General features: G+C 74.9%; 19 protein-coding genes. 7 read left to right on the top strand and 12 right to left on the bottom strand.

Going from position 1 to position 23,718, the window contains the following annotated elements; translation table 11 throughout:
* Positions 1-27: 27 nt before the first annotated feature.
* The 4 genes from erm to FHS37_RS13835 form a co-directional block, all read right to left on the bottom strand.
* Positions 28-807: an ErmE/ErmH/ErmO/ErmR family 23S rRNA (adenine(2058)-N(6))-methyltransferase gene (erm, locus tag FHS37_RS13850; RefSeq protein WP_184820788.1), complete on the bottom strand. Its 780-nt coding sequence runs from the start codon at positions 805-807 to the stop codon at positions 28-30.
* Between the two features lie 275 nt (positions 808-1,082).
* Positions 1,083-2,363, bottom strand: a complete 1,281-nt coding sequence (locus FHS37_RS13845; RefSeq protein WP_184820787.1) for an ABC transporter substrate-binding protein — start codon at positions 2,361-2,363, stop codon at positions 1,083-1,085.
* Positions 2,363-3,196 carry a carbohydrate ABC transporter permease gene (locus FHS37_RS13840; protein WP_184820786.1) on the bottom strand — a complete coding sequence of 278 codons (834 nt, stop codon included), beginning with the start codon at positions 3,194-3,196 and terminating at the stop codon, positions 2,363-2,365. Before FHS37_RS13840 ends, FHS37_RS13845 begins: the two co-directional genes overlap by 1 nt.
* Positions 3,193-4,128 carry a carbohydrate ABC transporter permease gene (locus FHS37_RS13835; protein WP_184820785.1) on the bottom strand — a complete coding sequence of 312 codons (936 nt, stop codon included), beginning with the start codon at positions 4,126-4,128 and terminating at the stop codon, positions 3,193-3,195. Before FHS37_RS13835 ends, FHS37_RS13840 begins: the two co-directional genes overlap by 4 nt.
* Positions 4,129-4,339: 211 nt before the next feature.
* Between FHS37_RS13835 and FHS37_RS13830 the strand changes: the two genes are divergently transcribed.
* Positions 4,340-5,203, top strand: a complete 864-nt coding sequence (locus tag FHS37_RS13830; RefSeq protein ID WP_184820783.1) for a phosphotransferase enzyme family protein — start codon at positions 4,340-4,342, stop codon at positions 5,201-5,203.
* 20 nt (positions 5,204-5,223) lie between these two features.
* Here FHS37_RS13830 and FHS37_RS13825 read toward each other — a convergent pair whose 3' ends face one another.
* Both FHS37_RS13825 and FHS37_RS13820 read right to left on the bottom strand, forming a co-directional pair.
* A complete protein-coding gene (locus tag FHS37_RS13825; protein WP_184820781.1) occupies positions 5,224-5,946 on the bottom strand; it encodes a 3'-5' exonuclease in 723 nt (240 codons plus the stop codon).
* Positions 5,947-6,076: 130 nt separating this feature from the next.
* Positions 6,077-7,345 (bottom strand): DUF5919 domain-containing protein, encoded by a 1,269-nt coding sequence (locus FHS37_RS13820; RefSeq protein ID WP_184821135.1) that lies wholly within the window; start codon positions 7,343-7,345, stop codon positions 6,077-6,079.
* Positions 7,346-7,904: 559 nt separating this feature from the next.
* Between FHS37_RS13820 and glgX the strand changes: the two genes are divergently transcribed.
* Positions 7,905-10,037, top strand: coding sequence for a glycogen debranching protein GlgX (gene glgX / locus FHS37_RS13815; RefSeq protein WP_184820779.1), 2,133 nt, complete (start codon positions 7,905-7,907; stop codon positions 10,035-10,037).
* A 90-nt stretch (positions 10,038-10,127) separates the two neighbouring features.
* Positions 10,128-12,557 (top strand): malto-oligosyltrehalose synthase, encoded by a 2,430-nt coding sequence (gene treY / locus FHS37_RS13810; protein WP_184820777.1) that lies wholly within the window; start codon positions 10,128-10,130, stop codon positions 12,555-12,557.
* 29 nt (positions 12,558-12,586) lie between these two features.
* Here treY and FHS37_RS13805 read toward each other — a convergent pair whose 3' ends face one another.
* The gene (locus FHS37_RS13805) at positions 12,587-13,534 is read right to left on the bottom strand and encodes a LysR family transcriptional regulator (RefSeq protein ID WP_184821133.1); all 948 of its coding nucleotides are present in this window, start codon (positions 13,532-13,534) and stop codon (positions 12,587-12,589) included.
* 109 nt (positions 13,535-13,643) lie between these two features.
* On the opposite strand from FHS37_RS13805, the gene lpdA reads away from it, so the two are divergent.
* Positions 13,644-15,047: a dihydrolipoyl dehydrogenase gene (gene lpdA, locus FHS37_RS13800; RefSeq protein ID WP_184820775.1), complete on the top strand. Its 1,404-nt coding sequence runs from the start codon at positions 13,644-13,646 to the stop codon at positions 15,045-15,047.
* A gap of 124 nt (positions 15,048-15,171) precedes the next feature.
* Positions 15,172-16,422 (top strand): M14 family zinc carboxypeptidase, encoded by a 1,251-nt coding sequence (locus FHS37_RS13795; protein WP_184820773.1) that lies wholly within the window; start codon positions 15,172-15,174, stop codon positions 16,420-16,422.
* 55 nt (positions 16,423-16,477) lie between these two features.
* Here FHS37_RS13795 and FHS37_RS13790 read toward each other — a convergent pair whose 3' ends face one another.
* Complete coding sequence (locus tag FHS37_RS13790; RefSeq protein WP_184820771.1) at positions 16,478-16,897, bottom strand: SSI family serine proteinase inhibitor; 420 nt, start codon at positions 16,895-16,897, stop codon at positions 16,478-16,480.
* A 90-nt stretch (positions 16,898-16,987) separates the two neighbouring features.
* Positions 16,988-17,539 carry an FHA domain-containing protein gene (locus tag FHS37_RS13785; protein WP_184820768.1) on the bottom strand — a complete coding sequence of 184 codons (552 nt, stop codon included), beginning with the start codon at positions 17,537-17,539 and terminating at the stop codon, positions 16,988-16,990.
* Positions 17,540-17,711: 172 nt separating this feature from the next.
* On the opposite strand from FHS37_RS13785, the gene treZ reads away from it, so the two are divergent.
* Positions 17,712-19,457, top strand: coding sequence for a malto-oligosyltrehalose trehalohydrolase (gene treZ / locus FHS37_RS13780; protein ID WP_184820766.1), 1,746 nt, complete (start codon positions 17,712-17,714; stop codon positions 19,455-19,457).
* Between the two features lie 508 nt (positions 19,458-19,965).
* On the opposite strand, the gene FHS37_RS13775 is transcribed toward treZ, so the two are convergent.
* Both FHS37_RS13775 and FHS37_RS13770 read right to left on the bottom strand, forming a co-directional pair.
* Positions 19,966-20,943 (bottom strand): aminoglycoside phosphotransferase family protein, encoded by a 978-nt coding sequence (locus tag FHS37_RS13775; protein ID WP_184820764.1) that lies wholly within the window; start codon positions 20,941-20,943, stop codon positions 19,966-19,968.
* Between the two features lie 42 nt (positions 20,944-20,985).
* Positions 20,986-22,113, bottom strand: coding sequence for an aminopeptidase P family protein (locus FHS37_RS13770; protein WP_184820762.1), 1,128 nt, complete (start codon positions 22,111-22,113; stop codon positions 20,986-20,988).
* Between the two features lie 202 nt (positions 22,114-22,315).
* Here FHS37_RS13770 and FHS37_RS13765 point away from each other — a divergent pair, with 202 nt between their 5' ends.
* The gene (locus tag FHS37_RS13765) at positions 22,316-23,071 is read left to right on the top strand and encodes a metallophosphoesterase (protein ID WP_184820759.1); all 756 of its coding nucleotides are present in this window, start codon (positions 22,316-22,318) and stop codon (positions 23,069-23,071) included.
* On the opposite strand, the gene FHS37_RS13760 is transcribed toward FHS37_RS13765, so the two are convergent.
* Entirely contained in the window at positions 23,064-23,522 is a 459-nt protein-coding gene (locus FHS37_RS13760; protein ID WP_308436699.1) for a PDZ domain-containing protein, read from the bottom strand. The two genes, FHS37_RS13765 and FHS37_RS13760, sit on opposite strands and share 8 nt — an antisense overlap.
* Positions 23,523-23,718 lie beyond the last annotated feature (196 nt).

Below are 23,718 nucleotides of genomic sequence, written 5' to 3'. Positions count from 1 at the left end.
GAGACGTCTCGTGCAACAGGATTGCGGTCACCGGTCCAGCACCTCGTGCAGCCGCAGCCACCGCTCCGGCGCCACCTCGCCCACCAGGACCCCCGGATCCAGCCGTGCCGCCCGGAACGCGGCGTCCACCCGCCGCCGGGGATACCCCCGGCACAGGGACGCGTGCAACGAGCCGCCGACCCCGGAGAAGCCCAGCTCGACCAGGCGCCGCCAGCCGCCGGACGCGGCGGCGTCGAGCAGCGGGGCACGGCGGCGCTCGATGCGGACGACACCGGCGTCGACCCGTGGCACGGGGCGGAAGGAGCGCCGCCCGACCCGGGCGAGCAGCCGCCACTCGTAGCGGGGCCAGGTCAGCACCGTGAGGAGGGTCCAGCTGCCGTAGTCCCCGGTGCGCTTGCGGGCGTACTCGAGCTGGGTGAGGAGGGTGGCGTCGGTGAGCCGGGGTGCGCGCAGACACCAGTCGACGACGGCCGCGGTGCGGGAGAACGGCACGTTCCCGGCGACGGAGAACGGCGTGCGCGGCGGGCGCGCGGCGAGGAAGTCCGCGCCGACGACACGCACGTGCGGGGCGCCGGAGAAGCGGTCGCGCAGAACGGGGACGAGGCGGGGGTCGATCTCGTAGGCCCGCAGTTCCCGGCAGCGCCGGGCGAGCGGGCCGGTCAGGGCGCCCCTGCCCGCGCCGACTTCGAGCAGCAGCGGGACGGGGCCGCCGTGCGGGACGGCGAGGCGGGCGAATCGTTCGGCGGTCGCGCGGTCGGCGAGGAAGTTCTGCGAGAGCGCGCGCGAGGTGGCGGTGGGGCGGGCCATGGCCTGCGGTCCTTGTCTTCCGGGACGGAAAAGGGCGGACGAAGGCCCTGACCGGAAGACGGAGGAGGGAGGAGGGAGGCGTGCGACGACCGCCGCGCCGGATCAGCGGGCGGAGCTCCCCGGGCCGGTCAGGGCTCCGGGGCCACGACGCATCCGGACGGAGTGCGTGCAGCCCCGGCCGGGACCGGAGTCGAAGATCGCGTCGAACGCTGCCACGAGGGGGACGCTAGGCGTCCCCCGTGACCGCGCGCAACGGGTTTTCGGCGGGCCGGCGCTCAGCGCTGGTAGCGGGCCAGCACGAGGTTGCCGTCCTCCTCCAGCCGCTCGCGCAGCTCGCCGAGTCCGATCGCCCCGCTGTAGTACTCCTGGAGGGCCGGCGTCGCCACCTTGTCCTTCCACTCGGGATAGCCCCGCACCGTCTGCGCGGGTGCCGGGCGCAGGTGGGCGGCGAGCGCGGTGCCGGTGGCCCAGCCGTGCTCGGCGGTGTGCAGGGCGGGATCGGCGAGGGCCTCGGTGCCGGTGGGCAGCATCCAGTCGCCGAGGGCGAGGCGGACCATGTTCTCCGGCCGGAGCAGGAAGTCGAGGAAGGCGGCGGCCTCCTCCTTGTGCGGGCAGTCCTCGGCGATGGAGAGCGTCTGCGGGCTGACGCCCTGGGCGAGTCCGCCGGCACCGGCCGGGGCGGGCAGCACCCGCCAGGCGAAGCCCTCGGGCGCCTGCTGGACGATCTGCTGGCGGTAGGAGAAGCCGAGCGGCACCATCGCGTACTTGCCGGCGAAGAAGCCGGGGAGCGTGTCGGAGCCGCCGCTGCCGAGCGTGGTGGGCGAGGCGCTGCGGTCGGTGTTCACCTGCGCGTGGACGGTGCGCGGCACCACCTCGTCGCCCTCCTCGAACCGCACGGTCACCTTGCCGTCCGCGCCCCGGTGGAAGAGCCGGCCGCCCGTGGACAGGGAGAGGTTGAGCGTGGCGGACACGGGCTCCTTGAGCGGCCAGGCCACCCCGTACCGTCCGTCGCCGCTGAGCCGCTCGGTCGCCTGCCGGAACTCGTCCCAGCTCCAGGGGTGCTCGGGGGTGGGGACGCGGACGCCGGACTCCTCCAGGAGGGCGGTGTTGGCGATCAGCACCCGCGGTTCCTGGAGGAAGGGCACGCCGTAGACGCCGTCGCCGAAGGTGGTCGTCTCCCAGCTGCGCCGCGGGATGCCGGAGGTGAGCCGCTCGGGCAGCAGGCCGGTGAGATCGGCGAGGTGGCCGCCGTAGGCGAAGTCGGCGAGGTCGTCGGAGGCGTCGTGGATGATGTCGGGTGCCTCGCCGCCCTCGAAGGCGGTGAGCAGCTGGTCGTGGACGCTGTCCCAGCTGCCCTGGACGTACTCGACCCGGACGTCCGGGTGGGTGGCGTTCCACTCCGCCACCAGTTCCCTGTTGGCCTCGACCGACTCCTGCTGCCAGGCCAGGGACTGGAAGCGCAGGACGATCCGGCCGTCGTCGCGGGTGCCGCCGGAGGAGCAGCCCGCCAGGAGCAGGGCGAGGGCGAGGGCCGCCCCGAGGATCCTGGTCCGCATCAGCTCTTCACCGCCCCGGCGAGCATGCCGCCCGTGATCCGCCGCTGGATGATCGCGAAGACGACCAGGGAGGGCAGCGTCGCGAGGAACGCGGCGGCCGCCAGCGGGCCGAGGTCGGCGACTCCCTCGGCACCGATGAAGTGGGTGAGGACGACCGGCAGGGTCTGTTTCTCCGGGGTCTTGAGCAGGACCAGGGCGAAGAAGAACTCGTTCCAGGCGGTGACGAACGCGAACAGCGCGGTCGCCACGATGCCCGGCGCGAGCAGCGGCGCGGTCACCGACACCAGGGTCCGCAGCCGCCCGGCCCCGTCGACCGCCGCCGCCTCCTCCAGCTCGGCCGGTACGGCACGGACGTACCCGGTGAGCATCCACAGGGCGAAGGGCAGCGCCCACACCACGTACACCATCACCAGTCCGGGCACGGAGTCGATCAGCCGCAGGTTCTTCAGCACCAGGAACAGCGGGATGATCAGCAGCACGAACGGGAACGCCTGGCTGACCACCACCCAGCCGGTCGCGGCCCGGGCGAGCGCGGAGCGCCGGCGGGCCATGACGTACGCCGTCGGGGTGGCGACGACGACGGCGATCAGCGCCGCCGAGAGCGCGGCGAGCAGCGAGTTGAGGGCGGCGTGCAGCAGCGGCTGTTCGTCGAAGGCCTGGCGGAAGTTGGCGAGCGTGGGGTCGTCCGGGATCCAGGCGGGGTGGAGGCTGCCCAGCTCGCGCGGCGATTTGAACGCCGTCGAGACCAGCCAGAGGAACGGGAAGGCGAGGAAGACGAGATACGCGAGCAGCGCGGCGTACTGGCCGGCGCGGGCGCCCCTGCCGGTCCTCATGCGCGGTCACCTCCTTTCAGGCGGCCGACGAGGAAGACGGCCAGCAGGACGGAGATCGCGGCGACCATGACACAGCCCATCGCCGCCGCGTACCCGAACTGCCCGTAGCGGAAGGCCTCTTCGTAGGCGAAGAGCATGGGCAGCCGGGTGCGTCCGCCGGGGCCGCCGCTGGTCAGCACGTAGACCAGGGCGAAGGAGTTGAAGTTCCAGATCAGGTTGAGCGCGGTGATGGCGAGGGCGACGGGGCGGATCGCGGGCCAGGTGACCGTGCGGAAGCGGCGCCAGGCGCCGGCGCCGTCCACGGCCGCCGCCTCGTGGAGCTCGCGCGGGGTGTTCTGCAGTCCGGCCAGCAGCGCGACCGTCGTCTGGGGCATGCCCGCCCACACCCCCACGACGATCACGGCGGGCAGGGCGGTCGCCAGGCCGCTGAGCCAGTCCCGGTCGCCGCCGAGGCCGAGGTCGCGCAGGGTCTCGTTGAGGACGCCGGCGTCCGGGTTGTAGACCAGTCGCCACATGATGCCGACGACGACCTCGGGCATCGCCCACGGGACGATCGCCAGGGCGCGGGCCAGCCAGCGCAGCCTGAGGTCCTGGTCGAGCAGCAGGGCGAGGCCGAGCGCGAGCAGGAACTGCGGCACCGTCACCCCGACCGCCCACACCAGCCCGATCCGGAACGACTCCCAGAACAGCGTGTCGTGCAGCAGGTCCCGGAAGTTGAGGGTGCCGATCCACCGGGTGGGCTCGGTGCGGCCGGACTGGGCGTCGGTGAAGGCCAGCAGGACGCCGTGGAGCAGCGGTCCGACGCTGAGGACGAGGATCGGGATCAGCGCGGGCAGCACCAGGAACCAGGGTCCGTGGTCGACGGCACGCCGTGTCCCGCGGCCCGGACCGGGCCGGCCCGCCGGTCTCCTCACCTCGGTCACCGATGTCACCTGATCAGCCCCCTTTGCGCGGCTCGGGTGGGCCACGTCATGGTCGTGAAGGCGATCTGCCTCGTCAAGGCACCGCGCACACCGCCGGACCTGTGCGAATGCGACACTGGCCGGCGGATGGCCGGATCCCGGTGGTGCGCACGCGCACGGACCGCGGGGCCGGTCGCACGGACACGAACGGTGCGACGAGGACGGACACGGAGGCGGACGGATGGACGAGGCACGGGCGCGGGACGTACTGGCCGCGGCGGGCGTGCTGCCCGGTGCGGCACGGGACGCGCGGCTGCTCGCGCTCGGCGAGAACGCGGTGTTCGCCGCCGGTGACCTGGCCGTCAAGGTGGGCCGCGACGCCGAACTCCTGGACCGGGCCCGCCGGGAGCTGGGCATCGCGCTGTGGCTCGCCGAGGCGGGCGTGCCGGCGGTGCGGCCGGCCGAACCGGAGGCGCTGCTGGTCGAGGGGCACCCGGTGACCGTGTGGCACCGGCTGCCCGAACCGGTGCGGCCCGCCGAACCCCGGGATCTGGCCGGATTGCTGCGGCTCGTCCACGCGCTGCCCGCTCCCCCCTTCGCGCTTCCGCCCCGCGATCTGCTGGGCGGGGTGGAGCGCTGGCTGCGGCTCGCGGGCGACGTGATCGACCCCGCGGACGCGGCGTACCTGCGCGAGCGGCGCGACGGTTTCGCGTCGGCCGCCGCCGCGCTGACGCCTCACCTGCCGCCGGGCCCGATCCACGGGGACGCGCTGCTCCGGAACGTGCACGTCGGGGCGGACGGACCGGTCCTGGTGGACCTGGAGACCTTCTCGGCCGACCTGCGCGAGCACGACCTGGTCGTCATGGCCCTCTCCCACGACCGCTACGGGCTGCCCGAGGAGGCGTACGCGTCCTTCACCGGGACCTACGGCTGGGACGTGCGCGCCTGGGAGGGCTGCTCGGTGCTGCGCGGCGCGCGGGAGACCGCCAGCTGCGCCTGGGTCGCCCAGCACGCGCCGGGCAACCCCAAGGCGCTGGCCGAGTTCGAACGCCGGGTGGCGTCCCTGCGGGACGGGGACGAGACGGTCCGCTGGTATCCGTTCTGAGACGGGTCCGGCGGGGACGGTCAGACCGGTTCGCCCGCCGGCTCCCGCAGCGGCCAGGTGCCGTCGACCATCGCGGTGGCGTCGCCCTTGCGGCGCAGGAAGTCCTGGAAGTCCGCCGCCCACGCGGCGTGCCACTCGATCTGGCGGCGGTGCAGCTCCCCCGGGCCGAGGGCCGCGACCTTGGGGTACCGGCCGGCTATCGCGCAGGCCAGGCGGGCCGCGGCGAGGGCGTCGGCGGCGGCGTCGTGCGCGGCGTCGAGGACGATGCCGTACTCCGCGCAGACCGCTTCGAGGGTGCGCTTGCCGCGCCGGTAGCGGTCGACGGAGCGGTCGATCGTGTACGGGTCGACGACCGGGGCGGGGTCGGTGCCGCCCAGGCGGTCGCGCAGGGACGGCAGGCCGTGCCGACGCAGCTCGGCGGAGAGCAGGGTCAGGTCGAAGGCGGCGTTGTAGGCGACGACCGGGACGCCCGCCCTCCAGTGGCCGGTGAGGACGCCGGCGATCGCGTCGGCCACCTGGTCGGCGGGCCGGCCCTCGGCGGCCGCCCGCTCGTTGCTGATGCCGTGCACCGCCACCGCGTCCGCGGGGATCGGCACGCCCGGGTCGGCCAGCCACTCCCGGCGCCCCACCGGCTCCCCGTCCCTGACCTCGATCACGGCCCCCGTGACGATCCGCGCCTCGCGCGGGTCGGTCCCCGTCGTCTCCAGGTCGAAGCCGATCAGCAGCTCCCGGTGCCAGCCCATGGGCTGCCCCCCTTCTGTGTGGTGCGTTCCCCCAGTGGTCTCCACCCTCGCACGCACCACTGACAATCAGAGGATCGCGTTCCGCCCACCGCCCGGACAGTCCCCCACAAGAGGGGCCGGTGCGGGGTTCTCACGAGACCGGCCGCGAATCCGCCCACATCTGTTCGAACTCCTCGCGGTAGGCGGGGAACAGTCCGCCCTCCTCGACCTCGCCCGGTTTGACCACCTTGTTCCCGTTGCGCAGGACCAGCACCGGCGCCTCCATCCCCCGGGCGCGGCGCAGGTAGTTCTGCACGACGGCGATCCCGTCCGCCCCGTCCCCGTCGACGAGGTAGGCCGTGCAGCGGGGCGTCTCGTCGTAGACCTGGATCTCGAAGGCGCCGGGGTCGCGCAGCCGGGCGCGGACGCGGCGCATGTGCAGGATGTTCATCTCGACGGCGCGGCCGAGCTCGCCGCGTTTCATGCCGAGTTCGCGCTCGCGGCGCTTGACCGCGCTCGAGGCCGGGTTCAGGAACAGCAGCCGCACCCGGCTGCCCGACTCGGCCAGCCGCACCAGGCGGCGGCCGGAGAAGTTCTGCACCAGCAGGTTGAGGCCGATGCCGAGGGCGTCGAGCCGGCGGGCGCCGCCGAAGATGTCCTCCGCCGGGAACTGGCGCAGCAGCCGCACCCGGTCGGGGTGCACGGCGACGACGTCGGCGTACCGGTCGCCCACCAGGTCCTCGACCGCGTCGACGGGCAGCCGGCGCGCCGACGGGACGTCGCCGCCGGCGCCGAGCATCTCCAGCAGCCGCGCGGAGGCCCGCTCGGCCTGGCTCAGGACCGCCTCGGACAGCGCACGGTTGCGGGAGACGACGTTCCGCGTGACCTCCAGCTCGTCCAGGGCGAGCTCGACGTCCCGGCGGTCGTCGAAGTAGGGCTCGAAGCAGGGCCAGTGCTGCACCATCAGCTCGCGCAGCTGCGGCAGGGTGAGGAAGGACAGGACGTTGTCGTCGGCCGGGTCGAGCAGATAGCCCTTGCGGCGGCTGACCTCGCGCACCGCGACCGCGCGCTGCACCCACTCCTGCCCGGCGGGCCCGGCGGCGGCGATCACCCAGTCGTCGCCGTGCACGGGCTCGTACACGGGACGCAGCACGGCGGCGACGACCGCGCGCAGCCGCTGCTCGACGAGGTTCAGCCAGATGTACGCCCGGCCGGCCCGCTGGGCCCGGGTGCGCACCTCGCTCCAGGCGTCGGCGCCCCAGTCCAGTTCCGGCCCGATCGAGCCCGCGTCCATCGGCCGTGCCAGGGACACCGCACCGGGCGGGACGTCCGTGGAGTTCCCCTCGTGACCCTCGTCACCAGGGGGCAGCTCCAGCCCTCCCGAGCCCACCCGCGCACCGCCTTCCGCTCCCCCGAGCACTCCCGTCCCGACGATCAAGGAGAGTACTCCGCATGCGGCGCGCGGTGCAGCCCGATGGACAGGGTCGTTTCTCAACTTCCTTCTTCCACCCGACCGTTCGCCCCCGTGTGCTCCCCGGGAGTGAGCGGATTCATAGCGATGACGCCGGGCCGGGCGAGGACAACACCCCACGGAAGGAGGGGAATCGGCCGTCGCCGGCGCCTCACCCGCCGGTGACGGGCCACGCTCGGCCTCTCGCCCCGGGCGCCCCTGCCCCTCCTGTTTCCCCAGCTCTCTCCGCTTTCCCCGTTCCCTCTGCCCTCTCTGTTCCCCCGGCTCTCTGTGCTTGCCCCGCTTCCCCCGCTTCCCCCGCTTCCCCCGCTTCCCCCTCTTCCTCCTCCTTCCCTGCCTTCCCTGCGCCCCCCTGACTCCCCCGCGGCGCGGGCCGCCGCGCACCGGATGCGCAGGATGCCGGACGGAGGGGCAGGGTACGAGGTGGTTCCCGCCCTTTCGGGGACACTCGGGGACACTCGGAGCCAAGGCGCCCCACCGGCGCCGCACACCTGAAAGAGTCGTATCCATGCAGGTCTGGCCTGGCGAGGCGTATCCACTCGGTGCCACGTACGACGGCGCCGGCACGAATTTCGCGGTCTTCACGGAGGCCGCCGACCGAGTAGAGCTGTGTCTGCTGCACGACGACGGCTCCGAGACGGCGATCGAGCTGCGCGAGAGCGACGCGTTCGTGCGGCACGCGTACGTGCCCGGGATCATGCCCGGGCAGCGCTACGGCTTCCGCGTGCACGGGCCGTACGCACCCGAGCGCGGGCTGCTCTGCAACTCGGCGAAGCTGCTGCTCGACCCGTACGCACGTGCGATCAGCGGGTCGATCCGCTGGGGCGAGGAGGTGTACGGCTACCACTTCGACGCACCCGAGAGGCGCAACGACCTCGACTCGGCGCCGCACACGATGACGTCGGTCGTGGTCAACCCGTACTTCGACTGGGGGGACGACCGGCGCCCCCGTACGGAGTACCACCACACGGTGATCTACGAGGCGCACGTCAAGGGCCTCACCATGCGCCATCCGGGGCTGCCGGAGGAGCTGCGCGGCACCTACGCGGGCCTCGCGCACCCGGCGGTGATCGAGCACCTGACCGGGCTCGGGGTGACCGCGCTGGAGCTGATGCCGGTGCACCAGTTCGTGAACGACCACCGCCTGGTGGACATGGGCCTGAACAACTACTGGGGATACAACACCATCGGCTTCTTCGCCCCGCACAACGCCTACGCGTCCTGGGGCGACCGCGGCCAGCAGGTGCTGGAGTTCAAGTCGGCGGTGAAGGCGCTGCACGAGGCCGGGATCGAGGTGATCCTCGACGTGGTCTACAACCACACCGCCGAGGGCAACCACCTGGGCCCGACACTGTCCTTCAAGGGCCTCGACAACCCCTCGTACTACCGGCTGACCGACGACCGCCGCTACTACATGGACACGACGGGCACCGGGAACTCCCTGCTCATGCGGTCGCCGCACGTCCTGCAGATGATCATGGATTCGCTGCGCTACTGGGTCACCGAGATGCACGTCGACGGCTTCCGCTTCGACCTCGCCGCGACCCTGGCCCGGCAGTTCCACGAGGTGGACCGGCTGTCGTCGTTCTTCGACCTGGTGCAGCAGGACCCGGTGGTCTCCCAGGTGAAGCTGATCGCCGAGCCGTGGGACGTGGGCGAGGGCGGCTACCAGGTGGGCAACTTCCCGCCCCTGTGGACCGAGTGGAACGGGAAGTACCGGGACACCGTGCGGGACCTGTGGCGGGGCGAGCCGCGCGCGCTCGCGGAGTTCGCCTCCCGGCTGACCGGCTCCTCCGACCTGTACCAGAACGACGGGCGGCGCCCGCTGGCCTCGATCAACTTCGTGACCTGCCACGACGGCTTCACCCTGCACGACCTCGTGTCCTACAACGACAAGCACAACGAGGCCAACGGCGAGGACAACCGGGACGGCGAGAGCCACAACCGGTCCTGGAACTGCGGCGTCGAGGGCGAGACCGACGACCCGGAGGTGCTGCGGCTGCGGGCCCGGCAGATGCGGAACTTCATCGCGACGCTGATGCTCTCCCAGGGCGTGCCGATGCTCAGCCACGGCGACGAGGTGGCCCGCACCCAGCGCGGCAACAACAACGCCTACTGCCAGGACAACGAGCTGGCCTGGCTCGACTGGCCGGAACCGGCAGGGGACGGCGAGGAGGACGTCCGCCGGCAGCTGCTGGAGTTCACCCGTGCGATGGTGTGGCTGCGCAAGGACCACCCGGTCTTCCGCCGGCGCCGCTTCTTCCACGGGCGGCCGGTGGAGGGCACCCACGACGACCTGTCCGACATCGCCTGGTTCACCCCGGAGGGCGCGGAGATGACCCAGCGGGACTGGGACTCGGCGCGGGCGTCGGCGCTGACGGTGTTCCTCAACGGCAACGCGATCTCCGAGCCGGGGCAGCGCGGGGAGCGCATCACCGACGACTCGTTCCTGCTGATGTTCAACGCCTCGCCCAGGCCGCTGGACTTCGTGGTGCCGGTCGACCACGGACACCAGTGGCAGGTGGTCGTGGACACGGCCCGCGCGGACGGCGTCCCGCCGGGCACCGGCCCCAAGGTGCAGGCCGGTGCCCGGCTGACGCTGACCGACCGGAGCCTGACGGTGCTGCAGCGGCCGGTGTGACCGCACCCGGGGGCCACCCGTCCGGGCGACGGGTGGCTCGGTGGGGCGAGCGATGACACGAAAGGCGGCGGGGCGGGTACGTAGGTTCCCATGACCCTCGAGCAATCTGACCCGGCGGTGCCCACGGCCACGTACCGGCTGCAGCTGCAGCCCGGCTTCCCGTTCGCGGCCGCGGCGGCGGCCGTGCCGTACGTGGCCTCGCTCGGTGTGTCCCATCTGCACCTGTCCCCCGTCCTCGAGGCCGTGCCCGGCTCGACGCACGGCTACGACGTGGTGGACCACGCGCGCGTGCGCGGGGAACTCGGCGGCGAGGAGGGCCTGCGGTCCCTGGCGCGCACCGCGCGGGAGCACGGGCTCGGCCTGATCGTGGACATCGTCCCGAACCACATGGCGATGTCCCCGCGCCACAACCACGCCCTGTGGGAGGTGCTGCGCGAGGGGCCCGCCTCGGGCTACGCGCGGTGGTTCGACATCGACTGGGAGGCCCAGGGCGGCCAGGTGCTGCTGCCGGTGCTCGGCGGGCCGCTCGGCGCGGAGATCGACCGGCTGAAGGTCGACGGCGACGTGCTGCGCTACCACGAGCACGCGTTCCCGCTGCGGGAGGGCACGGCCCGTCTGCCGCTGCCGGAGCTGCTGGACGCGCAGTGGTACCGCCCCGTGTGGTGGCGCCTGGCCCGCACCGAGCTCAACTACCGGCGGTTCTTCAGCATCTCCGAGCTGATCGGGGTACGGGTGGAGGACCCGGAGGTCTTCGAGGCCACGCACGCCACGATCCTGGAGCTGCTCCGGGAGGGCGTGATCGACGGGCTGCGCGTCGACCACCCCGACGGGCTCGCCGATCCCGACGCCTACCTGCGGCGGCTGCACGAGGCGACGGGCGGCCGGTGGACCGTGGTGGAGAAGATCCTCTCCGACGGCGAGCCGCTGCCCGCCTCCTGGCCGGTCGCGGGCACCACCGGCTACGACGCCCTGCGGCACGTGGACGGCCTGTTCACGGACCCGGCGGGGTTCGGGGAGCTGCTCGGCCAGTACCGGCGGTTCGCGGCCCCGCAGACGGACCGGGGCGGCGACTGGGACGCCACCGTGCGGCGGGCCGCGTACAAGGTGCTCACGCACGAGCTGGCCACCGAGGTCGACCGGCTGACCCGGGTGGTGAGCCGGCTGTGCGCGACCTCCCCGGAGCCCGCGCTGCGCGACCGCGCCCCCTGGGCGCTGCGGACGGCGCTGCAGGAGCTGCTGGTCCGGCTGGAGGTGTACCGCCCGTACGCCTCGGTGGACGCGTCCGCCGTGGTCACCGAGGAGGCCGCGGCCGAGGCCCGGCTCGCCTTCGTCGTCCCGGAGGAGGCCGGTGCGGTGGACGTCGTGCGGGACCTGGTGCTCGGGCGGTACGGCGACGGGCCGGCGCAGGTGGAGTTCCGTACGCGGTTCGCGCAGACCGCGTCGGCGCTGCGGGCCAAGGCCGTCGAGGACACGGCGTACTACCGCTACGTCCCGCTGCTGTCGGCGAACGAGGTGGGGGGGAACCCCGGCGCCCCGGCGGTGTCCCCGGAGCGGTTCCACGCGTACTGCGCGCGCGTGCAGCGCGACTGGCCGGCCACCGGGACGGTCGTCTCGACGCACGACACCAAGCGCAGCGCCGACGTGCGGGCGGCGCTGCACGTCCTCACGGAGTGCCCGCGGCGCTGGGCGGACGTCCTGGCGGAGGTGACCCGCACCGGCGAGGGCGTGCCGGACGCCCAGCTGGCGTGGGCGGCCTGGCAGACGGTGTTCGGGCTGGGGCCGGCCGACGGGGAGCGGGTGCGGGGGGCGCTGCTGAAGCACGTGCGCGAGGCGGGGCTGTACACGAGCTGGACCGAGCAGGAACCGCCGTACGAGGAGGCCGTGGCGCGGTTCGTGGCGGCGGGGCCGTGCGGGGCGCCGGGCGGGAAGGTGGCGGCGCTGCGCGCCTCGCTGGAGCCGCACGTCCGGGCCAACGTGCTGGGCACGGCCCTGGTCCATCTGACGATGCCCGGCGTGCCCGACGTCTACCAGGGCACGGAGGGCGAGTACCGGGCGCTGGTGGACCCGGACAACCGGCGGGTGGTGGCCTTCCCGCCCGAGCCGTCCGAACTGCCCGAGCCGTCCGGCGGCTCCGGCGGCTCCGGCGGCTCCGGCGGCTCCGGCGGCTCCGGCGGCGGCAAGGAGGCCGTGACGCGGGCCGCGCTGCGGCTGCGGGCGCGGCGGCCGGACGCCTTCGGGGACACGGCGTCGTACGAGCCGCTGACCGCCGAGGGGCCCGCGGCGGCGCACTGTGTGGCGTTCGTCCGCTCGGGGCAGGTGCTCACCGCCGTCACCCGGCTGTCGCTGCGGCTGGCGGAGGCGGGCGGCTGGCGGGACACGCGCCTGGCGCTGCCGCCGGGGCGGTGGGCCGACGTGCTGGAGCCGGGGCGGGAGTTCACCGGGCACGCGCGCGTGGCGGAGCTGTTCGAGCGGTGGCCGGTGGCGCTGCTGGAGCGGGCCGGTGCCGGGCAGGACGGCTGACCGCCCGCGCACGCCGGCCGCGGCCGCTCTCAGCGGGACACCGGTGCGGGCGCCCCGCAGACCTCGTGCGGACCGGTGGGCGCGGCAGGCGCTCCCGGGAGCGGCCAGGTCTCCCTGAGCAGGTCGACGAAGGCCTCGGCGGCGCCGGTGGGCGGCACGCGCGCGAAGACGGTCAGGGCCCGGACCCAGGGCGGGTCGGGCGAGAGGACCACGCAGTCCTCACCGACCGCGCCGCCCACGATGTGCGAGGGCGCCGTGCAGACGCCGACGCCGGCCGCGGCCATCCGCACGGCGGTGGAGGTGTGCTCGGTGAACACGGCGGTGCGCGGGCGGAAGCCGGCGTGTCCGCAGGCCCAGTCGAGGAAGCGCTCGCCGTCGATGACGGGTTCCATGGCGCAGCGGACCCAGGGGCGGTCCGCGAGCTCGGGCAGCGTCACCGTCCGGCGGCCGGCGAAGCGGTCGTCGAAGGGGACCACGAGCACGATCTCCTCCTGGCCGACCTCGACGACGGTGCCGGGCCAGTCGGCGGGCGCCGGGCCCACGGCGAGGTCGGCGGTGCCGCGCTGGACCTCCTCCTCCAGGGCCTCGGTCGTCGCGTACTCGTGGAGGTGCAGCAGAACTCCGGGGTGCGCGGCGCGCCAGCGGGCGAAGACGTCGGGGAGGACGCCGACCGCGATCGAGTGCACGGCCGCGACGTGCAGTTCGCCGCCCTCGGCCCCGGCGGCGGCACGCGCCGCGCGGCGGGCCTGTGCGGCGCTGCGGACGGCGAGTTCGGCGTGCGGCAGGAACGCGCGGCCCATGGGGGTGAGCCGCGCCCCGCGCGGCATGCGCTCCAGGAGCGCGCCCCCGACCGACCGCTCCAGCGCCTTGATCTGGTGGGAGAGCGCGGACTGCGTGACGTGCAGGAGCTCGGCGGCGCGGGTGAAGGACGCCTCCTCCACGACGGTCAGGAAGTACTCCATCTGCCGCAGGCTCATCCCCGCCCCCGCCCCCGGTCCGTCACCGGCCCCGCCATGAACGTCCTGCATCGGATCCACAAGAACATTGCCTTGGACTCATGGCAAGGGCCGGGCCGAGGCTGAGGGCATGAACACACACGACGTGATCGTCATCGGCGGCGGCACCGGTGGTTACGGCACCGCTCTGCGCGCCGCCGCCCTGGGCCTCGACGTCGTCCTGGTCGAACGCGACAAGGTCGGCGGAACCTGTCTGCACCGCGGCTGCATCCCGAGCAAGGCGATGCTGCACGCCGCCGAACTGGTCGACGGCATCGCCGAGGCGCGCGAGCGGTGGGGCGTGAAGGCGACCCTGGACGCCGTGGACTGGCCGGCACTGGTCGCCACCCGCGACGACATCGTGGCCCGGAACCACCGGGGCGTGGAGGCGCACCTCGCGCACGTGGGCGTGCGGGTGGTGCGGGGCAGCGCACGGTTGACCGGTCCGCGCACGGTGAAGGTGGACGGCGTGCAGGACTTCACCGCGCGCCGGGGGATCGTGCTGGCCACCGGCTCACGCCCGCGCACGCTCCCGGGACTCGCGCCGGACGGGCGGCGCGTGGTGACGAGCGACGACGCGCTCTTCGCGCCCGGGCTGCCGGCGTCCGTCCTGGTCCTGGGCGGCGGCGCGATCGGCGTGGAGTACGCCTCGTTCCACCGCTCGATGGGCGCGGAGGTCACCCTCGTGGAGGCCGCCGACCGGATCGTGCCGCTGGAGGACGCGGACGTGAGCCGGCATCTGACGCGCGGTCTGAGGAAGCGCGGCGTCGACGTGCGGACGGGCGCCCGGCTGCTGGACGCCGAGGTGCTCGACGACGGCGTGCGCGCGCGCGTGCGCACCGCCCGGGGCGAGGCCCGTACGGTCGAGGCGGAACGGCTCCTGGTGGCCGTCGGCCGGGTGCCGGTCACCGACGGGCTGGACCTGGCCGCCGCCGGCCTGGGCACCGACGAGCGCGGCTTCGTCGTACCGGCCGACTGGGACCGGCTGGAGACGGCCGTGCCCGGCGTGCACGTCGTGGGCGACCTGCTGCCGCCGCCCTCGCCCGGTCTCGCCCACGCGTCGTTCGCGGAGGGCCTGCTGGTGGCCGAGACGCTGGCGGGGCTGCCGTCGGCGCCCGTCGACTACGCGGCCGTGCCCCGGGTGACGTACTCGGCGCCGCAGACCGCGTCCGTCGGCCTGAGCGAGGCGGAGGCACGCGCCCGCGGGCACGAGCCGGCCGTGAACACCATGCCGCTGACGGCCGTCGCCAAGGGGATGGTGCACGGGCGGGGCGGGATGGTGAAGGTCGTCGCCGAGGCCGGGGGCGGCCGGGTGCTCGGAGTGCACCTGGTGGGCCCGCACGTGTCGGAGATGATCGCCGAGAGCCAGCTGATCGTCGGCTGGGACGCCGAACCGTCGGACGTCGCCCGGCACGTCCATCCGCATCCGACGCTCTCGGAGGCGGTCGGCGAGGTGTTCCTGACGCTGGCGGGACGCGGACTGCACCAGCAGTGACCTCCGCACGGCGGCCGGCGGTGGAGTGCCCCCGGGCGCCCCGGAGCATTTCCGCCACGCTCTTGACACCGCCTCGTGGCCGTGGGGTACTGCGCAGTGCGGTGTCACACGGCGGTGACGGGGGGTGAGTCCGCTGCCGGAACTGTGCTATCCGACGGTGGCCGAACTGGTCTCCTCCGCCCGCGCGCTGGCCGCGCAACGGCCCGGTCTGTGCGTACTGCGGCAGGTGGGGGTCTCCCGCGCGGGCCGGCCGCTGCACCTGCTGTCCGTGGGCCACGCCCGGCGTGCCGTGCTGGTGGTCGCCGGCGCCCACGCCAACGAGCCGGCCGGCGGGGGCACGCTGCTGGCGCTGGCCCGGCGGGCCCTGCAGGAGCGGGAGCTGCGGGACGGCACGTCGTGGCACTTCCTGCTGTGCGCGGACCCCGACGGGGCGAGCCTCCACGTGACGTCGGCGCCGCGCAGCCTGTACGACTACCATCTCGGTTTCTTCCGTCCCGCGGGGCCGGAGCAGCCGGAGTGGGCGCCGTCGGTGCTGCCGCCCGACCGGCTGCCGCCCGAGACCCGTGCCCTGCTCGGGGTCATCGACGAGCTGCGGCCCTATCTCCAGGTGTCCCTCCACGGCACCGATCTGGGCGGCAGCTGGGTGCAGTTGACCAGGGACGTGCCGGGACTCGCCGAGCCGTTCGCCAAGTCCGCGGCGGAGCTGCACATCCCGGTGGAGACGGGCGCCTCGGACGCGGCGGGCTGGCCGGCGTCCGGTCCCGGGGTGCGGGTGATGCCCGCTCCGGAGGCCGGACCGGCCTATCCGAGCCTGCCGGACGACGCGCGGCACAGCACCTGGTACCACGCCCACCGGTACGGCGGTCTGACCGCGGTGGTCGAGGTTCCGATGTGGGCCGGCGACCTGGTCGACGACCCGGCACCGCATCCGGCGCCGGCCGCCGCGCTGCGGGTGCTCGCAAACCGGCTGCTGCGCGACGCGGGCGAGGTGCGGCGCGTGCTCCGGGACACGCGCCTGCGGCCCGAGGACACCGACGACCCCCTGCTGAGGGCGGCCGCCTGGGGGCTGGATCTGGTACCGGGGCTGGCCGCCGACCTGACCCGCACACCGCCCGCCGACGGCACGAGGGCCTACGTGGGCAGCGTGGACGCGTTCGCGCGACGGGTGCCGCTCAGGGCGGCGGCCATGCTGCGGCGGGCGCTGCACGGGACCGACGAGCGCGCGGCGGCACGCCTCGAGCACCTGGTCGCGCTGTGGAGCGACGCCTTCGCCGTGCACTTCCGCGCCCGCTGGGTGCCCGTGGAGCACCAGGTCGAGCACCAGTCCCGCACGGTGGTCGCGACGGCGCTCCACGCGCGCGAGCGGGCGGCCTGAGACCGCCCGACCGCCCCGTCGCCCCGGTCGCCGTGTCCCCGTGGACCGCCGGACCCTACGAACCGTCCAGCGCGAACACCGAGCCGGTCCGGGCCGCCATCACGCAGCGGTTCGGAAAGGTCTCCGTGTACGCGACGGGCCGCCCGCGCCACTCCCCGTGCGCGTGGGCGGTCACCGGGGCGTAGACCATCGGGCAGTACACCTCCTTCGGCGGGATGCCGGCGATGCGCCCGTCCGCCGCGGCCAGTTCCGCGCACGCGTCGGCGGCGTGCCGGTGGCCCCGGGGAGGATCGCACAGCAGCAGGCTGCCGCTCGTCGCGGCGGACGGCGTCCCTCCCTCGCCGACCGTGAGCAGCAGCCAGTTGTCCGGGGTGGTGCGTCCGGTGTCCGCCTGTGCGGGAGCGGCGCAGGCGAGCAGGGTGGCGGCGGCCAGCAGCCCGCCCCGTACCGCTTTCACTACTGAGGAGTGCGTCATGTCCGGTGCATCGGCACGGCGGCCCCCGGACCACACCCCGGCTCACCCGAAAGGGAACGGACGCGGGGAAGGAAGGCCCGTCCGTCCCGGTCAGTTGCCGGCGAGGCGGTAGGTGACCCGTCCAAAGCCGATCTGGTCGCCCTCGCGGACGACGGCCGCGCCGACCACCCGGCGCCCGTTCACCGTCGTGCCGTTGGTCGAACCGAGGTCCCGCAGCACCCACGTGCCGCCCTGGTGCCGGAGTTCGGCGTGCACCCGGGAGACCGTCTCGTGGTTGAGCCGCAGCCCGCTGCCGGGATCGCGCCCTATGCGCAGCGGGTGACCGGACGCCGGGTGCGGCAGCAGCAGCTTGGGCAGCCGCTCGGCCTGCCAGGCCCTGCGCAGCCGCACGGTGAACCCGGAGACCGCCTCCACGGTGCCGAACACCAGCCGCGACAGACGGCTCTCCGTGGGCAGGTCGGCGGTGAGCGCGGCGAGTTCGTCCGGGTGGCGGGCGGCGAGCGCGAGTTCCATGCGCCGGATGTAGGTGTCGTGGGACAGCCGGCCCGTGGCGACGCCGTCCCGCAGCACGTCCAGCGCCTTGTCGCGCTCCGTGTCGGAGAGCCGCGCGGGGTACGTGGAGAACTCGGAGGACGGCGTCACGCCGCCGATTGTCGGCCAGCGCGGCCGGGCTGTCCAGGAACCCGGGGACGGCCGCCCCGCGCGCGCACCCGGCGACACCCGCCGCGAAAGGGAGAATTCACCGGCGCGGCGATCATTCATGCAGCACGATGGACGGGCTACATCACGGTGAGCAGACGAAGGGGAACCGTCCGTGCAGTTCGAGGTGTGGGCACCACAGGCCGGCCGAGTGACGCTCCGGTGCGACGGCGTCACGCGCGCGTTGGAGCGCGATCCCGGGCGGGAGGGGTGGTGGCGGGGGGAGGCCGAGGCGCACGACGGCTCCCGGTACGGCTTCGCGCTGGACGGCGGTCCCGTACTGCCCGATCCGCGCTCGCGCCGGCAGCCGGACGGCCCCGACGGACTGAGCGCGGTCGTCGACCACGAGCGGTTCGCCTGGCGCGCGCGGTGGGACGGGCGTCCGCTGCCCGGCGCGGTGCTGTACGAGCTGCACGTCGGCACGTACACCCGCGAGGGCACCTTCGACGCGGCCGCCGAGCGGCTCGGGCACCTCGTCGAACTGGGCGTGACGCACGTGGAGCTGATGCCGGTGTGTCCCTTCCCCGGCCGGCACGGGTGGGGGTACGAGGGGGTGTCGTTGTGGGCGGTGCACGAGCCGTACGGCGGGCCCGAGGGGCTGAAACGGTTCGTCGACCGGGCGCACGCGCTGGGCCTGGGCGTCGTCCTCGACGTGGTGCACAACCACCTGGGGCCGTCCGGCAACTACCTTCCGGCGTTCGGCCCGTACTTCACGGACACCCACCACACGCCGTGGGGCGCGGCGGTCAACCTGGACGCCCCCGGCTCCGACGAGGTGCGGGCGTACTTCGTGGGCAGCGCGCTGGCGTGGCTGCGGGACTACCGGATCGACGGGCTGCGGCTGGACGCGGTGCACGCGCTGGTGGACACGCGCGCGCACCACTTCCTCCAGGAGCTGTCCGAGGCCGTGGACGCCCTCGCCGCCGACACCGGCCGGCCCCTGTTCCTGGTCGCCGAGTCGGATCTCAACGACCCGCGGATCGTCACGCCCCGCGAGGAGGGCGGGTTCGGGGTGCACGCGCAGTGGAACGACGACTTCCACCACGCCCTGCACACCGCGCTGACGGGCGAGTCGCAGGGCTACTACGCCGACTTCGCGCGCGCCCCGCTGGCGGCCCTGGCCAAGACGCTCACCGGTGGCTTCTTCCACGACGGCACGTACTCCAGTTTCCGGGGCCGGCGCCACGGCCGCCCCCTGGACCGCGACCGGGTGGCCGGGCACCGGCTCCTCGGCTACAGCCAGACCCACGACCAGGTCGGCAACCGCGCCCGGGGCGACCGGCTGGCCGCGCTGGCCTCCCCCGGGCTGCTGGCGTGCGCGGCGGCCCTCACCCTGACGGCTCCCTTCACGCCCATGCTGTTCATGGGCGAGGAGTGGGCGGCGGGCACGCCCTGGCAGTTCTTCACCGACCACACCGATCCGGAGCTGGCCAAGGCGGTGCGCGACGGCAGGCGCCGGGAGTTCGCGGCGCACGGCTGGGCCGCGGAGGACGTGCCCGACCCGCAGGACCCGGCCACCCGCGACCGCTCCTGCCTGGACTGGTCGGAGCCGGAACGCGATCCGCACGCGCGCGTGCTGGCCTGGTACCGGCGGCTCATCGCCCTGCGCCACGAGCAGCCGGACCTCACCGACCCCGACCTCGGCGACACCAAGGTGGCCCACGACGAGGAGCGGCGCTGGCTGGCCTTCCGGCGCGGGGACGTCCGGGTGGCCGTGAACCTCGCCGGGGAGGCGGCCGCGATCCCGCTGGGCGCGCCGGGGGCGCGCGTGCTCGCCGCGTGGGAGCCCGTGGCGGAACCGGGCGCGGACGGGGTGCTGCACCTGCCCGGGGAGTCGGCGGTGGTGCTGCTCCAGGAGTGACGGCCGGTCCCCCGGCGACGCGGCGCGTCCCGGCGCCGCCGCCCCGGGCGGCCCCGTCCGCGGGGAGCGGTGGCGGCGGCCCGGCGCCGCAGCCGCGCCGCCTCCGCGGGCCGCGGGCCCGGATCGGCGGGATCGGCGGGATCGGCCCCGGCCGCGTCCCGGATCCGGCCCGCGGGACCGGTCCGGGAGTCTCGGCGCGCGGCGAGTCCGGGGACGTCGCGCCGCCGGCGGCCGTCATGGTCGTCGTCACGTCGGCGGCGGGACCGCCGGCACCGGCGGCGCACCGCCGACGGCCACCGGGCCCCGTCGGGCCGGGGCCCGGCACCGGTGACGCCGCAGCGCCCGGCTCCGTCCGGGGCGTACACGCCGTCGACCCGTCCCTTCGCGGGCGACTCCACGCGGTACGGCCCGTCCTGACGGACCGGCACCTGCCGTCAGATCCGGCGCGGCCTGGGGTCTTTCGTTTGGATCAGGCCCCGCGAGCCCGGCCTGATCCAAACGAGAGGCCCTAGAGGGGCTCGTCCCCGTGGCCGAGGTCCGTCACCCGCTCCAGCAGGATCGGTTCCCAGGCGCGTCGCAGTCGGGTGCGCAGCGGGGGCAGCGGGTCGGTGCCCCGTCCGGCGAGCCGCTCGGCGAGGGCGAGGACGGCGTCGCAGCGGGCCAGCCACAGGCCGCGCAGGCAGGGGCGGGCTCCGTAGCCGGCGAGGGTGGCGGCGCGGACGGCGGCCGGGGCCCCCACGGCGAGCGCGAGGCCCGCGATGTCCTCGGCGGGGTCGCCGACCACCGCGGCGCCCCAGCCGAGGACGCCGCGCACCCGGCCGTCGGCGCTCACCACGAGGTGTTTGCCGGTGAGGGCGTGGTGGACGAGGACCGCCGAGCCGGGCTGGGCGGCGAGCTGGGCCGCGGCGGGCGGGGTGAGCTGGTGCAGCGGGGCGGGGTCGAACTCGTCGGCCTCGGCGAGCCGTTCGGCGGCCTGCCCGGCGGCCCGGCGCAGGGCCGCCAGGGAACGCGGGGACTCCCTCGGCACCCCGAGCGTCTCCGCCTGCCGCACCGGCACCTCGCGCAGCCCCGTGAGCAGTCCGGCCAGGTCGGCCTCGCCGACGGCGGACACGGCGTGCTCCTCGCCCGTCCCGCCGGGCACCCTGGTGTCGAGGGTGCAGAGCAGGCCGGGCGCCCACTCGCCGTGCGCCACGCTCGACGGCAGCGCGACCGGGACGTGCGGGCGGACGAGCTCGCGCAGGCGCAGTTCGCGGCGGTGCCGCGCGCTCGCCTCGCGGTTCGGGGCGAGGCGCAGCACATGGCGGCTGCCGACCCACCAGGTGGCGGGTTCGACGCCGCCGGTGGCGGGCCGGACCTCGGGGCCGACGGCGGACTCCGCGCCGCCGCCCGTGCCGCCCCCGCCGCCTTTCGCGCCCCCGCCGTCCTTCAGCAGGGAACGGGCCAGTCGGCGGACGGTGTCCGCGGTGGGTGTCGGTGCCTGGGTCATGATCGCGCCGTTGCCGTTCGGGGAGGGGACGAGGGGAGCCGTTCAGTCCACTATGACCATCTCCCGCGCGGTGTCGTTCAGGCGCCGGCCGCCGTCCTCGGTCACGGTCACGATGTCCTCGATGCGCACGCCGAACCGGCCGGGCAGGTAGACGCCGGGTTCGACGGAGAAGCACATGCCCGGCACGAGGGGCTGCTCCTCCCCCTCGATCATGTACGGCGGCTCGTGCGTGGTGACGCCGATGCCGTGACCGGTGCGGTGGATGAAGTACTCCCCGTACCCGGCGTCGGCGATGACCGCGCGGGCGGCCCGGTCGACCTCCTGGCAGGCGACGCCGGGCCGCACCGCGCGAAAGCCCGCCTCCTGCGCCTCGCGCACGACGTCGTGCACCCGGCGCTCCTCGTCGGTGGGTTCGCCGACGTGGACGGTGCGGGAGGTGTCGGAGCCGTAGCCGTCCCTCAGGCCGCCGAAGTCGAGGACGACCATGTCGCCGCGTTCGATGACGCGGTCGCCGACCTCGTGGTGCGGGTTGGCGCCGTTCGGCCCGGAGGCGACGATCGTGAAGTCGACCTGGGAGTGCCCGAACCGCCGCAGCAGCGCGGCGAGGTCGGCGGCGACGTCGGACTCCCGCCGGCCGGCGAAGGGGACGGTCCGGATCTCCTCGAACGCGGCGTCGGCGGCGGCCCCGGCGGCGGCCAGGAGTTCCAGCTCCGCCGCGTCCTTGACGGCGCGGAGCATCGGCAGGGCCTCGGTGAGGGAGGAGTACGAGGTGCCGGGCAGCGCCTTCTGCAGGCCCAGCAGGTGCATGGCCCAGGCGTTGTCGCTGACGCCGAACCGCCCGTTCGCGTCCAGCAGGGCGGCGGTGGCGGCGTACGGGTCCTTGCCGTCGGTCCAGTCGCGCAGGGTCAGCGCCGAGGCGCCGGGGGCCCGCTCGGCGTCCGGGGCCTCCAGGGTGGGGACGACCAGCACGGGGTCCCGGCCCGCGGCCAGGACCAGCAGGGTGAGCCGCTCGGTGACCGCGGTGGGCGTGTACCCGGTGAGCCACACCAGGTCCGGGCCGGGGGCCACGAGCAGCCCGGCGAGTCCGGCCTCGGCGGCCTGCCGCGCCGCACGCTCCATGCGGGTCCGGTAGTCGTCGGCGGTGAAGGGCGCGGGCGCGGTGCCGGTCATCCGGGCCTCCCTGGGCGGACGTAGGGGTTACGGGCAGCATCCTGCCCGGCGGGAGGGGGCGGCGCGAGCCGGTTCGCGGTGTTCACCCGGCATCCCGCCCCCGACTGACGGAAACTCATTGCCCACCCGTCAGAACTAATGCTTAGATCTCATGCATCCATTAGCCGAAGGCTCTCCCCCACCGCCGAGGAGGCGTACGACCGTGCTCGTACTCGCACACGTCAGTGATCTGCATCTGGACGGAACCGCACGGGCGACGGAGCGTGCCCGGCGGGTGCGTGACCGGCTGTGGGGGCTGCCGCGCCGGCCGGACGCGCTGCTGGTCACCGGCGACATCGCGGACCACGGCACGGAGGCCGAGTACGAGGAGGCCGCCCGCCTGCTGGGGCTGCGCGACGGCGGCGCCCCGTTCCCCGTGCTGACCTGCCCGGGCAACCACGACAGCCGCGCGCCGTACCGCAAGGCCCTCCTCGGCCGGCCGGCCGCCGACGGACCGGTCAACAGCGCGCACGTGCTGGACGGGGGCGCCGTGCTGATGTGCGACTCCAGCGTCCCGGGCCGCGACGACGGGGAGCTGGACGAGGAGACGTACGCCTGGATCGAGTCGACGCTCGACGGCCTCGACGACGGCCTTCCGGTCCTGCTCGCCTTCCACCACCCGCCGGTCCCGCTGCACCACCCGCTGCCCGACTCCTACTCCCTGCGCGATCCCGGCCGGCTGGCCGCCCTGCTGGAGCGCCGGCCCCGGATCGCCGGGCTGATCACCGGTCACGCCCACACCCCGGCCGCCACGACGTTCGCGGGCCGTCCCCTGGTGGTGGGGCCCGGGGTGACCTGGACGCTGCGGCTGCCCTGGGAGGGCGAGCCGATCGCGGACCGGGACGCCCCGGTCGGGCTCGCCTTCCACGTACTGGACGACGACGGGCGGCTGACCAGCCACTTCCGCACGGTCACGTGACGATGGCGGGAACGACCGTCAACCGCTGGTGACCGCCGCCGCTGTGCCGCACCGACAGGGTCACCTCCGCGCCCGGGCGGGCCCGGGCGACGGCGCGCGCCAGGTCGGCGGCCGAGTCGACACGGGTCCCGCCGAACGCGAGGAGCACGTCGCCCCGCACCAGGCCGGCCGAGAACCCGGGGCCGGGCACGTGCACGCCGACGACGAGCGCCCCCGGCTTCCCGCCGTCCGTCACCTCCACGCCCAGCCCGGCGACGACGGGCGCGGACGGCGCCACCGGACCGGAGGGGGCGGAGGGAGCGGAGCGCGCCGCCACGGACGGGGTGGCGGCCGGCAGCCCCGCCTGCCGCTTCAGCTCGGCGATCCCGCCCGCGCCGACGACCGCGGTGCCCATCGCCCCGAGCCCGGCCCCGGACAGCACCAGGAGCACCGCGACGAACGCCCTGGACACCGCGGACACCAGCCGCCGGCCGCGACGCCGCACGTCATGCCGCCGCGGCCCGCCGGCCCCGGGCCCGTTCCCCGTACCGTTCCCGCCGTCGCCCGGTTCCCGGCCGGGCATCGGCTTGGGCCGCAACGCTGTCTGTTCCATGATTCGCCTCGCCTCCGGCAGGAGTGCTACCCGGAACACCGGGGGACGACGAGCC

Origin of the sequence: Streptomyces griseomycini, from assembly GCF_014203535.1 — a bacterium.
GTDB classification, from domain to species: Bacteria; Actinomycetota; Actinomycetes; order Streptomycetales; family Streptomycetaceae; genus Streptomyces; species Streptomyces griseomycini.
Note: the sequence above shows the minus strand (reverse complement) of the source record. Positions and strands in the feature narration are given on the sequence as shown.

Coding starts and splice junctions, on each gene's coding strand:
- erm (WP_184820788.1), bottom strand. CDS start 807: ATGGCCCGCCCCACCGCCACCTCGCGCGCGCTCTCGCAGAACTTCCTC.
- FHS37_RS13845 (WP_184820787.1), bottom strand. CDS start 2,363: ATGCGGACCAGGATCCTCGGGGCGGCCCTCGCCCTCGCCCTGCTCCTG.
- FHS37_RS13840 (WP_184820786.1), bottom strand. CDS start 3,196: ATGAGGACCGGCAGGGGCGCCCGCGCCGGCCAGTACGCCGCGCTGCTC.
- FHS37_RS13830 (WP_184820783.1), top strand. CDS start 4,340: ATGGACGAGGCACGGGCGCGGGACGTACTGGCCGCGGCGGGCGTGCTG.
- FHS37_RS13825 (WP_184820781.1), bottom strand. CDS start 5,946: ATGGGCTGGCACCGGGAGCTGCTGATCGGCTTCGACCTGGAGACGACG.
- glgX (WP_184820779.1), top strand. CDS start 7,905: ATGCAGGTCTGGCCTGGCGAGGCGTATCCACTCGGTGCCACGTACGAC.
- treY (WP_184820777.1), top strand. CDS start 10,128: ATGACCCTCGAGCAATCTGACCCGGCGGTGCCCACGGCCACGTACCGG.
- FHS37_RS13805 (WP_184821133.1), bottom strand. CDS start 13,534: ATGAGCCTGCGGCAGATGGAGTACTTCCTGACCGTCGTGGAGGAGGCG.
- lpdA (WP_184820775.1), top strand. CDS start 13,644: ATGAACACACACGACGTGATCGTCATCGGCGGCGGCACCGGTGGTTAC.
- FHS37_RS13790 (WP_184820771.1), bottom strand. CDS start 16,897: ATGACGCACTCCTCAGTAGTGAAAGCGGTACGGGGCGGGCTGCTGGCC.
- FHS37_RS13775 (WP_184820764.1), bottom strand. CDS start 20,943: ATGACCCAGGCACCGACACCCACCGCGGACACCGTCCGCCGACTGGCC.
- FHS37_RS13770 (WP_184820762.1), bottom strand. CDS start 22,113: ATGACCGGCACCGCGCCCGCGCCCTTCACCGCCGACGACTACCGGACC.